Annotated in this window: 9 protein-coding genes; 1 reads left to right on the top strand and 8 read right to left on the bottom strand. The window is 51.1% G+C overall.

Annotated elements, in window-relative coordinates; all coding sequences use genetic code 11:
• The first annotated feature begins 135 nt into the window (after positions 1–135).
• Positions 136–1,203 carry an SGNH/GDSL hydrolase family protein gene (locus AB5903_RS01395; protein WP_005658202.1) on the top strand — a complete coding sequence of 356 codons (1,068 nt, stop codon included), beginning with the start codon at positions 136–138 and terminating at the stop codon, positions 1,201–1,203.
• Positions 1,204–1,290: 87 nt separating this feature from the next.
• Here AB5903_RS01395 and AB5903_RS01390 read toward each other — a convergent pair whose 3' ends face one another.
• The 8 genes from AB5903_RS01390 to AB5903_RS01355 are packed head-to-tail and all read right to left on the bottom strand — an operon-like array spanning position 1,291 to position 13,735.
• Positions 1,291–1,767: a lipocalin family protein gene (locus tag AB5903_RS01390; protein WP_022104640.1), complete on the bottom strand. Its 477-nt coding sequence runs from the start codon at positions 1,765–1,767 to the stop codon at positions 1,291–1,293.
• Between the two features lie 23 nt (positions 1,768–1,790).
• Positions 1,791–2,564 (bottom strand): DUF1573 domain-containing protein, encoded by a 774-nt coding sequence (locus tag AB5903_RS01385; RefSeq protein WP_117946274.1) that lies wholly within the window; start codon positions 2,562–2,564, stop codon positions 1,791–1,793.
• Between the two features lie 17 nt (positions 2,565–2,581).
• Complete coding sequence (locus tag AB5903_RS01380; RefSeq protein WP_005658196.1) at positions 2,582–4,678, bottom strand: subtilase family N-terminal domain-containing protein; 2,097 nt, start codon at positions 4,676–4,678, stop codon at positions 2,582–2,584.
• A 45-nt stretch (positions 4,679–4,723) separates the two neighbouring features.
• Positions 4,724–6,694 (bottom strand): BACON domain-containing carbohydrate-binding protein, encoded by a 1,971-nt coding sequence (locus tag AB5903_RS01375; RefSeq protein WP_005658194.1) that lies wholly within the window; start codon positions 6,692–6,694, stop codon positions 4,724–4,726.
• Positions 6,695–6,712: 18 nt separating this feature from the next.
• Complete coding sequence (locus AB5903_RS01370; protein WP_368117607.1) at positions 6,713–9,508, bottom strand: DUF4458 domain-containing protein; 2,796 nt, start codon at positions 9,506–9,508, stop codon at positions 6,713–6,715.
• Positions 9,509–9,561: 53 nt separating this feature from the next.
• Positions 9,562–11,256 carry a BACON domain-containing carbohydrate-binding protein gene (locus AB5903_RS01365; protein ID WP_368117606.1) on the bottom strand — a complete coding sequence of 565 codons (1,695 nt, stop codon included), beginning with the start codon at positions 11,254–11,256 and terminating at the stop codon, positions 9,562–9,564.
• 19 nt (positions 11,257–11,275) lie between these two features.
• A complete protein-coding gene (locus AB5903_RS01360; RefSeq protein WP_005658190.1) occupies positions 11,276–12,190 on the bottom strand; it encodes a DUF4984 domain-containing protein in 915 nt (304 codons plus the stop codon).
• 12 nt (positions 12,191–12,202) lie between these two features.
• On the bottom strand, positions 12,203–13,735 hold the full coding sequence (locus tag AB5903_RS01355) for a RagB/SusD family nutrient uptake outer membrane protein (RefSeq protein ID WP_005658189.1): 1,533 nt from the start codon (positions 13,733–13,735) through the stop codon (positions 12,203–12,205).
• Between the last annotated feature and the right edge of the window lie 2 nt (positions 13,736–13,737).

Below are 13,737 nucleotides of genomic sequence, written 5' to 3'. Positions count from 1 at the left end.
CTTTCGGAAAATACTTTTTGAACAAAGTTCAAACGGATTCTTAACATCATCTATAATAAAGTTTATATGGAATAAGGGACAGAAGACTTGAGTTTCAGTCTCCGAAATCCTTATTCCATATATTATTTAACTGCTATGAAAACAAATTTTTTTCTTCTGTGCCTGCTGTTGGCTATCTCCGCCAATGCACAAATCGTCTATCACGACGCTTCCGCTTTTCCTCTTTTAGGAAAAGCTACCGAGACAACCCTTACACGCTACGAACGTTTGCCGGACTCTTTACGGAATATCTCCCGTAAGCCTCTATGGGAGTTGGGACGTAACAGTGCCGGGCTTGCCGTACGTTTCCGTTCCAATTCCACCCGGATTGCCGCCAAATGGGAGGTACTGCTCAACAGGAATATGAATCACATGACCCCTACGGGCATTAAAGGACTTGATTTGTATTGCCTGCAAGACGGGAAGTGGCTGTTTGCCGGAAGCGGTCGTCCGCAAGGAAAGGTGAATGAGGCAACCATCGTGAAGGATATGCTGCCCGAAGAGCGTGAATATCTTTTATTCCTTTCTTTATACGACGGGGTGACTTCTCTTTCCATCGGCATCGACTCGCTGTCTCAAATCAGCGGGCCGGCAACGGAACTGCCGGTGCGTAAGAAGCCGGTTGTCTTTTACGGAACAAGCATTCTGCAGGGAGGCTGCGCTTCCCGTCCGGGTATGGCGCATACCAATATCCTGGAGCGTTGGCTCAATCGGGAATGTATCAATCTGGGATTTAGCGGCAATGCTTTATTGGATTTGGAGATTGCCTATGTGATGGCGGGTGTGGATGCATCCGTATTTGTACTTGATTTTGTTCCGAATGCCGGTGTGGAGCAGATAAAGGAACGTGCCGGTGAGTTCTATTCCATTATCCGTAGCAAGCATCCTGATACGCCTGTACTTTTTGTGGAGGATCCTATATTTACCCATTCCCGTTTTAACAGGACCGTAGCCAGAGAAGTGAAGAATAAGAACGAGACTTTGCAGGCTGTGTTCCGGTCTCTGAAGAAGCGGGGAGAGAAGAACATCTACCTGCTCTCTTCCGAAGATATTATCGGGCATGATGGAGAGGCTACCGTAGACGGTGTTCATTTTACGGATTTAGGTTTTATGCGTTATGCAAAAGTGTTGTATCCGGTTTTGAAGAAGCATATAAAGGATTAGTGCAAACGCACTTGTGGGGAATCCTCACAGACTCCCCACAAATAATTGTTAGAGTAAAAATTTATGAAAAAAAGCTGAAATTCTGCTTTACTCGCCCTTGTCCACTTTTGCTTCCGCAATTATGTTTTCCGGTACTTTCTCGCAACGTATGTATTTGTTTACATCGTTCTCGTTGTCTTTTGCCGTCCATATCATCGAGCCGCTTTCCAGCAAGTCGGTCACGATGTATTTGTTGTTCCATTCACCGTTGCCGAAATCATACTCTCCGCTGATGACGGCGCCCAGATAAGGGTCGTTTTTGATACTGAAACTTCCGGTGATGTAGCGGGCGTACATGCTGTCGAACTTCTGGTACATTTCAAAAGTCTGTTCCTTGCGGTTGAAAACCACGTAGCAGTATGTACCTTCCGCCAGCGGAGTTCCGTTCCATTCGGAAAGTTCCCACGTGCCGTTCAGGTTGGCGGGAGTCACTTCCAGGGTCGGTATTATCGGCTCATCGTCATCGCAGGACACAAGGCAGCACAGAAAGACTGCCAAAGCCGTTAGTTTGAAAATATTCTTCATTTCGGGTTTCTTGTTTTTTATCGTTACTTGGTATAGTTTACTTTTATATTCAGGGTCCGGTCCGAAGGCCGGGCATCCACTCCTTCGATGATAATCGGGAATGTGAATGTCTTTTCCTTTCCGGCGGGAATCAGTGAAGCGTCTACCGTTACCACGATGTCGGCTTCACTGCCCGGTTGTATCACTTCCGGTTCCGTCCGGAAAGTTGCGAACTTCGGAATGACGAGTGCCGACAGGCGCAGCGGCTTGTCTCCGCTGTTTCCGCATAGAATCCGTTCGGAAGGTCGCTTTCCGGGCATCACTTCCTGAAATTCCATCTGGTTCTGTTTCAGTCTCAGTCGGCCCATTGCATACGGGTAGCGTGCCCATTCATCCGCTCCGGGAAGAACATTCCCGGTCAGGGTCAGACGTGCTACGGGGTGCTTTTCCGAGCAGGACAGATAGACGAACGCGTCCGTATCTATCGTTCCGGGATGATTCTTCGGATGATAAGTCAGTACAATCGTAGCGGTTTCTCCCGGCAGTATCTTTCCGGCAGGCAGTTCTGCTGCCGTACATCCGCAGGTGGTCCGTACCTTTGTGACGGTAACGGCTTCCTTGCTGATGTTCCTGCCCGTGAAACGGTAGGCCTGCGGAGCATCATCCTCGGTCAGCGTTCCGATGTCCAGCGTGCTTTTGTCGAAACGCAGTATGGATTCCGCCTGCTGCATCAGTGGCGGATTTATCAGCGAGTCGGCTTTTTGCTGCCAAGGGGAACGGGCAAATACCAATAGCACTATCCAGGTAATTAGTTTCATTAATCAATTACATTAAATTACATCCAGCCGTTGTCGTTGGCATTCTTGCGCACGGTAACGGTGATTGTCTGTTCGCTTCCGTTGCTCACTTTCACTGTGATGTGTGTGGCGCCGGTTTTTACGCCGGTTACTTCCATCAGGCTGTTGCCGACGGTTACCGTTGCCACGGCGGCATCGTCCGATGTACAGGTATAGGTCAGCGTTTCACCGTTTACAAAGTAATAGGCAAGGTTCACGGTCGATGTGCCTCCTTCGGCAACGTACACATTCGGCACTTTCATATCCGAACCGCTTCCTTCGATGTTGTTCAGCAACTTTCCTGCATCCACTACGCCCGTGCCCATTTTGCCGATGTATTTGGACAGCTCCATGACGGAGGGAGCGGCAGCCGGTGAGTTATGGTTGCGGTAGTATGTTTTCTTCTTTCCGCCGCTATACCAGTTATCAACCGGTTTTACGGACTCTTTCAATAGTGCCACAAATTCGCTTGCCTTGAAATGGCGGCGCTGTTGCACGGCATACGACAGACCTAATGCAGCCACACCCGATACATGAGGGCATGCCATTGAAGTGCCGTCCATATAACCATAGGCAGGGCTTCCGTTCCGAATCATGGTAGAAAGGATGGAGCCGGAAACCTCATTGTTTTCCCAAAACTCATTGTCCTCTTCCCCTATAGCGTTATAATATTCAGTGTCACCGCCCGGTGCAGATATGTCCACTTCCGGACCGAAGTTGGTGTAGGATGCCGGGGTGAAGTCGGCGGCAACCGCGCTTACAGTTACGCATTTGGAGTAAGCTCCCGGATAGGAGGCGCTTCCCGCATATTCATTGCCCGATGCAAAGATGGCGATACCGCCGTCGATGACTCCGTTCGGAGAACCGGCGTTGTTGATGAAATAATCCAGGATTTCCTTTTCCAGCGGATAAGTATCCGCCCATTCCTTTTCGGTAGCCGGTCCGGGAGAGTATCCTTCCACTTCGTTCGCTTCCGAGGAGTTGTATCCCCAACTGCATTGCAGGATGACGGCGCCGTTGTCGGCGGCATACTTGATGGCTTGGGCTTCTCCGTTCAGGCTCACGCTGTTTTCTCCGGCGAATACCTGGCAAATCATAATCTTCACGCCCGAATCCTTCGTGCCGTCTCCTCCGGCAATGCCGCAGACTCCGTATCCGTTGTTCATGGCGGCAATCGTACCGGATACGTGCGTGCCGTGACCGATGTCGCTTACATCCGTCCACGAAATGGCTGCGGTATTGTGTACGAAGTTATATCCGTATCTGTCGTCCTTGTATCCGTTGCCGTCGGCATCCGTGCCGGCATAGAGTTCCTCTTTGTCGTTTACCCATATATTGCCTGCCAGGTCGGGATGCGTATACATCACTCCGTCGTCCAATACGGCAACGATAACGGACGGGTCGCCCGTGCATTTCTGCCATGCTTCGTAGCAGCCGACATCGCATCCGGCTATTGAGCCAGCAAGGGTTTCTCCCGTACTGTTTGTCTTGTCGAAAGCATTGTTGCCGGAGTTGGTGTAGTGCCACTGGTAGGCAAGTCCGGGGTCGGAGAATCTTCCGGCCGCTACTCCGCTTCGGGTGGCTGCCCGCTGTTGCAGGGCTGCCTGGCTCACATAGCTCCGGCGGCTTTTGGGGTTGTAGGCGCGCTTGATGCGGCTGTTGCCCTGTACCTTTGAGATTTCTCCTAATTGGGAAAGCCGTCTGGCAGCTTCCTGCAAGTCTGTACCTTCGTCGAACTTCACCTGATACCACAGGTGAAGGCCGGCTATGCGGGTGCGTTCTTCGTTTTTGCTGTCTACCGGGAAGATACGTTCAAAATGGTATCCGCCCAGAATTTCGAGTACCTCATCGGTAGAGGGGATGCCCGAACGGGTCATCACTCCGCCGTTTCCCGCTGCGCGGGTCATTGTACGGTCGAGGATGTCGGTCATTTCGGGTTTGAACTTAATCAGCAGTTCACCCGAGTTGACATCGGTGGGAAGCCGGACTTCCGTCCCCCCGTCGGTGGGGATGGACGGCTGTTCGACGATATCCTGTTCCGTACAGGCACCTAGCGTCAGGGTAATGAGTGCGATGTATAAGAATCTTTTCTTCATTGTTTCTGTTTAATATTATCTTGTTAATAAGTACCTGTTTGGGGGTTAGTTGACTCCCGCCACATACCTGTAATAGTATAGCGGATAAGCTACTCCGTTTACTTTGGTACCTTCCGGCTTCTCTTTGCCGTAGTAATACTCAAAGTTGAACTTCACCGCATCGACGTTATTGAATCCCACTTTGAATCCTGCGGAGTTCTTGCCGTTTTCCTGCTGGTTGAAGAGCAGTGTCATGGGGTCCCATTCTACAAAATACGGGTGGAACAGAATCCATTTGGGCACCGGACCGGTCAGGAAGTTCAGGTTGATGGAGAAGGAGCGTGCCTTCGGCAGTACGCGCGGCACATCCTGTCCTTTCACTTGCAGGGTGGTTCCGCCAGTTTCGGTGAATGTGACTTCGTTGTCACTCGTTTTCAGCCAGATGCAGGTATCGCCTACCAGTTTGTCTTTGTACTCTTCCTTGTTGTCGGAGAAGTCGTCGTCCTGATAACGTTTGGGTTTGTTTGCCCGTTCGAGTGCGGTATCTACCTCTTCATCCGTAGGTAATGTCCCTTCAATGAAGTTGTACGAGAACCGCAGGCTTCTCAGCTTGTCCCAAGTGAGCAGTTGCAGGAATGCTTCCTTTTCCGCTCCGGCACTGATGTCGATGTACAGACCGAGTTCCCTTCCATTGTGGGTACGTCCCTGACTCAGGTCGGAGTAGGAGTCGCTCCGGCGGTTTCCGACAAGGCTGAGCGCGTGCAGATTCGGGAAGTTTTCTTCATTTACCACTTCGGTAATGGCAGCCAGCGACGGGAAGTTGTTGCCCGACAAGTCCAGTTTTTCCAGTCCGCGATAACTCTTGTCTGCCTTGCCGCCCAGCTTGATGAAGTTTTCGGGCAGTTCGTTCATGCCATAGGCGGATACACTCAGCGATTTCAGGTATTTCAGTTCGCAGATTTCCTCGCCCAACGCTACGATACGTATCTGATTGTTGGAGTTGCTTTGGATGTCGAGCGATTCCAGGTATTTGAGATAACGTATTTCTTTGGGCAGTGTTTCACCTTCCTGCAGGTCGAACAGGGAGAATTTGACGGAACGCACGCGTCCTACCGCACCTTCGGGTACATCCTTGTCGATTGCCTCCCATAGGGTTACGTTATCCCAGTTCTGCATATTCTCACTTGTATCGAAGGACATCATGCTTTGAATCTTCTCGTTGATGGTGATGATTGCCAGCGAGTCTCCCGAACGGTTGTCCTCAATCTTGGGAGCTGCCTTTTGGGTCACAGTCAAAATGAAAGCTTCGATAGGATTGCCGTTGTCGTCCACCAACTGGTCCTCATCCGGATTTTGCGGAACAAAGCGTATTTTCGCTATCCGGGTGTAGGGAGTCGTATTCATTTCCCAGCGGAATTTTGCCTTGACCGTACGCGGACGGGCTTTCCGGTCGAGGTTCAGTTTCAGGTCCGTATCTTTGGGAGGGGTAATCCAGCCTGTCCGGTCGGCTCCGAATTCTGCTTTATCCTCATTGGTCATTGTCTCTTCTTCGGCAAAGGAGTAGTCGATATGCTCTTTATCAATCAGGAAGTTGACGTTACTGGATATGACAGCCTCGAAAAGGCGTTTGTTATAAGCTGCCGAACTTTCGATGTCCACATCCGGTTCTTTAGCGATGATTTGTTTCCCGAAACCGAACTGGGTAACGGTTATCAGTTTGGATTCCTGGCCTTCCAGTGCAAAGCGTATTTGCGAGGTGCGTGCCGTGTTCTCTAAGGTAGAGTCGATGGCAAGCCGGCATTCCGCCGTACCCGAACCGTTTGCGGGCGATACGGCGATCCACGGTCTGGATGCTCCGGCCACCCAGTTCTTGTAAGAGTTGACCGTAATCCTTTCGGTTCCGCCTTCGGGCCCTACGGTTATCTCTTCCTTATCCACTGCAATGCCGCCGGGGATGCTTGCGTCGTCGTCTTTGCACGAGCTTGCCAGCCCTGCGAAGAGAGCCAGCCCCGTCATTATTTTATATACATATTTCATTGGTAGAATCTTATTGGTTTATCGTTTTATGTCTAAAGCATCACAGCCACGGATATCCTGAGTCTTGTCGTAAATCAGTTTATACATGCCTGCCCTTATTTGCGAGCATACGCTTGTTACGTCGATGCTGATATTCGGGTTGTCCTTGATGTCCACGATGTAGAGTTGCGATGTCAGCGTTTCGTTTACCTTGCGGATATCATTTGAGCCTATCTGCAACTGTATAAGGCTGGGGCAACTGGTAATTCCCGTAGGCCATTCGCGCAAGATGCGGTTGCCGTCGGCATCGCGTTGGAAGCGGATGCCGATAGCTTGCAACTGGCTGCTGTTCAGCGGTTCGGTCGGGAACTTCGAGAAACAGTTGTAACTGAGGTCGAGGTTCTTCAGATAAGGCAGCGTGGTTGCGCGGAAGTCGTCCGACAGCTTGGTCAGCTTGTTGAAGCGAAGGTCGATAACGGTCAGCAGATACGTGTTCTTGTAGTTACCAGTTTCCGACCTTAGCGAGTACTTCGGAATCTCCGTCATCAGGTTGTTGCTCAGGTCGATGGTGGAGATGGGGGAACCTTTGGCAAACAGTTCCGTGGGGAACTTACTGATAAGGTTGTTCGACAAAGAAATCGTTGAGGCGTTAATTCCCTTGAAGTCGTCCAGGCTGCAATTAATGTTTTTCCCGTCATTCTGTCCTATCCGGTTGTACGAGAAGTCTACAGACCCCATTGTATAGACGGATTCTGCGTTAAAGATATTGGGGATGTATTCTATCAGGTTGTGCGCAAAACTCAGGCTTTCTACCTGCTCGGTGAAACCGCAGAAGTTCTCCGGTATTTCGGTAATTTGGTTGTTGTCCAGAGTCAGGGTAGTGAATTCCACTTCCTTGCCAAAGGCTTCCAGCTTTCCTGTAAGGTTGTTGTTGATACAGTCGAGCAGTCCCAGTTTCCTCATTTTATTCAATGATGCGTGTTCCGGAAATTTAGTCAGGTTGTTGTTGCCGAGATACAGAATCTGGAGTTTGGCTCCTACAGTTGCATCCGCTAATTTCTTCCAGTCGGCTGTCAGTTGCTCGCCGCTTCCGTCTCTTGCTCCGTTCAGTCCGTCAATGCCTTTGTTGTTGGCGATGTTCAGCAACTGGATTTCGGGAAGTTCGAATAGGAATTCCGGAAGTTTCGTCAGGTTGGGGCAGTTGTACACCTCTACGTCCGTCAGGTCGGTCAGGGTTCTCCATGCCCAGGAGCTGCTTTCCTCTTTAAATGACTTGGCATATTCGGAATTTTCGTTTTCCCAATCTGTGCAGATGTCCTCAGCCTTAATGGGAGAATTGGCAATATAAAGTTGTTGCAGGTTCTTCAACCGCATTACCGCTTTGGATATGAAAGTAATGTTGTTGGTTGTCTGGCCTATCTGTATATCTTTCATGCTGATACGGTTGCTTTTCTTTATCTTTGCCATTTCGGGGTCGCGGTTAATGCCGTCCTGCAGGAGTTCCGACATATTCTCTCTGGGGTCGTAGTCGAGGAACAGTTCCTTGTAGTGCATGCGCATCTTCTGTTTCTGTGCATCGCTCATATCGGGCGTTATTCCGCCTGCGCCGAACAGTCTGCCGCCCAGCTTTTCGTTGTGCGACCCGAGGGAAAGCACTTTCAATTCGGTCAGTTGGCCGATGGCGTCGGGCACTCTGCCTTTGGCGCCGAAGCCTTCGAGTGTCAGGCTGATGACACGCCCTTTATTGTCCAGCGACACGCCGGGCTGGTCGCCCCACATGTCTACCTCCTTATTGAAGTTCCAGGTTGCTCCGGCAGGACTTGTCTCTCCGGTATAGTGCCAGTTTCTTCCGTCGAGCGCTTCCCAAATGGCTTTCAGTGCGATGTAGTCCTTGATGTAAGCGGCTGCCGGCGACAGTTGGATGGGCACAAGGGCATCGTCCGTCTGTCTGTTATCTTCTACGCTGAACATCTCTCCCGCAAGCTGGCTTCTGGAGTCGAGCGTAGAGGTTACCGAACCGCTTTTCTTATAAATGGTGTAAGAGGTTACCTGATACGTGCCGGCTGGCAGCCATACTGCCGAGTCGCATTTGGCGGTACCGATATCCTTATATTTGTCTTTGTGCTTGTTGTCGTCGGTATAGTCCGTATTCGGATGTTCTTCATACTCTTCCTTATAAGTCACTTTCAGGTTCTTGATAGTGACGGGCACGCGTGTAAACGTGTTGGTCACCGTTACGTCGATAACCTTTATGTCGCTGAACAGGTAGTCGATGCTCTCACCGTCGGCGGCGCGTGTGGTGAGTCCGGACTTTATCAGCTTGAAAGTCACCATGCCCCGCGCTTGCGAGTCGGCAACAAGGTCTTTGGTGGTCAGTCCGCGCGAAACGACTTCAAACGTCTCGTCCGCACCGGGAGATATGCCGGTAATCACCTCGTCCAGCTTGTCGAGCAGCTTGTAACCTACGATTTTATACGTTCCGGTCAGAAGCTCCAGTTTGTCGCTTCTCATGCCATATTCGGCGTTGCTCTCGTTGTAGGCGTTCAGCACGAGGGTCTGGGTGATGCTCATACCGTTGTGCTGCATTTCGATTTCCACTTTCTGGGCGTCGCTCAACCGGTCCATTGCGGTGGCACGCGTAGATGCCGTGCCGGCCCGGGTTGTCTCTTCCTGCGTATAGGATGCCGACTTGTAGAGCCTGAACTGTACGTGGCCGTATTGTTTGCCCGCCAGTTCGTCCTTGTCGTCAGAGCATCCGCCTGCCACCATGCCGCATAGCATGGTGACAAGTGCTGCAAGAAACAGTTTTCCTTTTATAATTCTCTTTGAGTTCATTTATTCTTTCTTTTCTGTAGTTTGAGTTACAGTGATTGCTTGTACATATTCCGTCAGAAGGTGGTTTGACTTTGTGTATCGTCAAATACTTCTACGATGCAGAGTGCAAGAATCTCTTCGCCTTCGCCCTTGACCACCAGTTGGTAATCGTTGGCGTATGTTTCATAGCTGGTGTTGTCGAAGCAGAAACCTATTCCGTTGATACGTACCAGTTTGCGTGCGTCCTGTGACCATGCCTGACCTGACATCTTTTCGGATGAAATACCTGCATGAGAGGCTTTTTCCGTTATTTCCTGGTCGGTAGCCGCTTCAACGGGCTCGAAAATGATTTTTCCCGGACCGTGTCCCGGTTCTCCGATTTCGTCGAATTTCTTGAGCAGGCTTTTGGGGATGGTGGCTTTCCATACATTGTTGTCGGTTACATTATATTCGTCGACACCGTCCGAATTCTCCAAGTCCTCAAATTTGATAACAGTGCCTTCAAAGAAGTCCTTGATGTTTCTGAACCCGGTCTGGTCGTAATCGTACGCATACATAAACAGCGCTTTGAATTTAATTCTGTCACCCTGTTTCTGCCAGGCTTCCTGTGTGATATTGGTCATGACATTGTTCGCATAGTTGGACTTGATGTCTCCCGTGCTTTCGTCGATGAGGTTGCCTGCCCAGTTGCTCTTTATTTCATCATAAACGGCTTTAGGGAATACCATGACGGTAGCTGCTCGCTCTTCCGTATTCTCGTTAAGGTCGGCGGTGACCGTTACCTTATCCTTATTACTGCCTGTTCCTGTAACGGCGTGCAGCCAGTCTACCGTACTGTTGAAATCATAACTGAATTCACCGTCCTGGTTCTTCATGGCGAATACCACAGTCTCGAATTCATCATTATATACGGTAACGGTCGATTGCATCTGTTCCAGAATTCCAGTATCGTCCGACAGCTCTTCTCCCGTCACGCTTGCCAGCGCGTTCAGATACGTGGGGCTGATGCCGATAGCGTCCCGTTGCAGTCCTTCGTACACGACGGGAATCTCCACCTTGCGCACCTTGTCCGTTTTGGCGGTCGTGGCGTCTTCGGTAACGAAAGTCAGGGTATAGCTGTTTCCGGTAATCGGATACTTGGGATTCAGTCCGCTCGTGTTTGCCGTATTGAACGTAAACTGATACGTTCCCGCCTTTTCGTCTATGACATAGCTCAGCCATTCCGGATTGGTGAAGCCTATCTTCACGCCGCTTTCCGCCTGTGCCTTGATAACGGTATAGACGGGTGAGGTAGCGGTATTGCCCTTGATGGTCAGCGGGTGCGTCCGGTCATATATATTGCCTGCTTCATCGCTGACAACGAGGTCGGCATATTCTCTTTTGGCGCGCGTCACCTTGTAGATTACCTGCGAGGCATTGCCCATTTTCAGTGTGATTTCCGCTACGGCATCCTCGTTGTAGTTCTGTCCGTCGGCGGAGGTCATAATGGTAACGGTCTGCTTTCCGGTCTTTCCGTAGATGAGGCTTTCCAGGAATTCGCCGTTCTGGAATTTGCACCAGCCGGCATTGCTGGAGAGTTCCCAGTCCGCAGATGCTTCAAAAGATAGTTCGGTAGTTTCTCCGGCTGCGCTGCTGATGTTTGCAAGCTCAGGGAAAACAACGGTTTTGTTGCCTTCGTTATCGTCGTCCGAACAGGCGGTGAACGCTGTCATTATCATCATGGCGAGCACCATAATCAGGCTCATGCTTTTCAGTTCTGTTATTTTCATAATTGTAGGGGTTATAAAGTTAATATCCTTGTTCTTTCAGCTTTTCGGCTTCCGCTTCGCTTATCCATTCGATGATGTTGGCGGGAGTATCCACCACGCCCACCAGCGAGCCGTCCTTGTTGTCTACCCGGATGTTGACGTAGTGGAACACGAACTTCTCGCACGTGCTGAAGTAGGCGGGATAGCCCGACGGCTGTGTCATCATCAGCTTGCCGTTGCCATGTGTGGTGTCGAACAGTTCGGCAGTGCTGCCGCAGACGTGTTCTTCCATTTCGATGCTGGGTTCGAGCAAATCGTCGTAGTTGAATTTCAGCTTGGTGTCATATCCGTCGAAGTAGAGTCCGTGCAGTACAATCGTATTCTCTTCCCCTTCCACGACTTCGGACGTTATCAGGCGCAGGGTCGTATTCGTCATATAGGTATTGAAAAGCGAGGAAGTGACCTTGCAATAGCCGGTAAAGGCATTGATGTCGAACGGGCATACTTTCTGCATCACCACTTTGGTCTCCGTTCCGTATTTGTGCCACTGTTCGGTCTCGGGGATTATCAGCCGCAGGGCAAATCCCAGCGAATCGCTGATGCCGATATTCTCGTACACGCCTTCTATCTCGACATTGGCGGCGGTTTCGCCCGCCTTGATGGTTACGGTATTGGAAAGAATCCTGTAATGTTTTCCTTCCACGGCATTGCTTTCCTTGTCCACCACTTCCACGGCAAACGTGCGGTCGTAGTCGGCACGTCTGGTAGCGGATACGGGAACTTCGAACTTCTCGTTGCTCTCCTGTACGGCATAGTGGTAAAGCGTATCGGAGAACATCAGGTAGTTGCGTCCGCTGTACAGCACCTTGTCCTGGTCGCATCCGGCAAGTCCTGCCAGGGCTGCCAGGATGGCAAGGGCTACCATACATCCGGTTAATAGTTTCTTCATTATCATAAATCTTTTGGCTTATTTGTTACTTTCATTAGGTTCTACTTCCGAGCCCGGTGCATCCAGCTCGTGCTGGGGTATGGGCCATACGAACAGCGGGTCGTCTTTTTCCACTTTCAGGCTGCTGCCGTTGGACAGCGACTGGTCTTGCGGCGTGCGTTCAAATCCCTTGTGCCAGCGTTTCAGGTCGTGCAGGCGGAAGCCTTCCATGTATAGCTCCTTTACGCGCTCCTGTTCGATGACGTCCATCGCGTTCTCCTTGTTCAGGGAAGTGGAGCCGCCGTAGGAGGAGTAGCGTGCCGTGCGCAGTACGGATATGTCGCTTCCCGCCTTGCCGTAGTCGGGCTGGTCGCATTGCACGTATGCTTCTGCACGGATGAGGTACTGTTCCGACAGGCGGAGCACTTTCGGCATGCTGACGTGCAGGATGTTGTAGTTGGTGAACGATTCGTTGCCGAAGTATTTTATCAGCAGCGGCCATGTAAGCCCGTGGCTGTATCCGGTGGTGAAGCTCTGGAAGAATGCGGATACGCGCAGGTCGTTCATGTCGTACAGGTTGACGGCCCATGTAGCCGGCACGTAGTCGGGGCGCAGGGTGCTGTAGTCGTAGTTGGCGAATACCTGTCCCAGTGCGCCGCCGTAGGCATTAACGGTAAAGCCCACTTTCCAGATGGCTTCGGTGGAGAAGTCGTTCGTCCACATATACTTGTAGTAGCTGGCGCTTGAGGTGGCTGCGCGCGTACAGCTCGACAGGTAGTAGTAACCGCTGTCGATGACTTTGGTGGCATACTTGATGGCCTCGTCCCACCGCTTCATATAGAGAAGTACGCGGGCGCGGAGGGCATGCACCGTATATTCGTTGAAGTAGATGCTGTCGTACAGCGTTCCCTGCGTGTCGGTGTCGAAGTCCTCTTCGAGTTCCAGCAACTCTGCCGCACGGTCGAGGTCGTCGAGGATAAATTGGTAGGAGTCTTTCAGCGAAGCGCGCCTCATGGTTTCATCGCCCAGATAGTGTTCGCTCAGGATAACTCCCAACTGGCCGGCGGCGTCCTCATCGCTTTCGTATGCCTTGCAGAAGAGCTTCACCAGCTCCGAGTAGGCGAGTGCACGGGCAAAGTAAGCTTCGCCGCAGCACTGGTCCAGCTTGTCGAGATCCTTGTCGTCGGTGGTCTTTTTCCGCACGGCGTCCGCGCGGTCGAGCATGAAGTTGCAGCGGTTGATAACATCGTACAACGCACCGTACACGGCTTCGATGTCGGTATTGGTGGGTTTGATTTCTTTCCAGCGCCAGATGTCGCCGTACACATTGGTGTTGCCGTTCACTCCGTACACCAGGTCGGTCTGTATGTCGGGCAGCAGCGTCAGGTTGCCCGAATAGAGGTATTTGCTCCTGAAAGCGTCGTAGATACCTATGACCGCCAGGTTTATGTCGGATACCGTCTGCAGCGACTCGTCGAAAGGAATGCCGTCTTCCGGCATTTTGTCCAGACAGGAGACGGACGACAGCGCCACGGCAACCAGCATGATATATAGTTTGAATTTCTTAATCATCT

Source organism: Bacteroides sp. 2201st1_D9_2201SCRN_220225, from assembly GCF_040928965.1.
In the GTDB taxonomy this organism is placed as follows: Bacteria; Bacteroidota; Bacteroidia; order Bacteroidales; family Bacteroidaceae; genus Bacteroides; species Bacteroides stercoris.
This window is presented reverse-complemented; position numbering and strand designations above follow the sequence as displayed.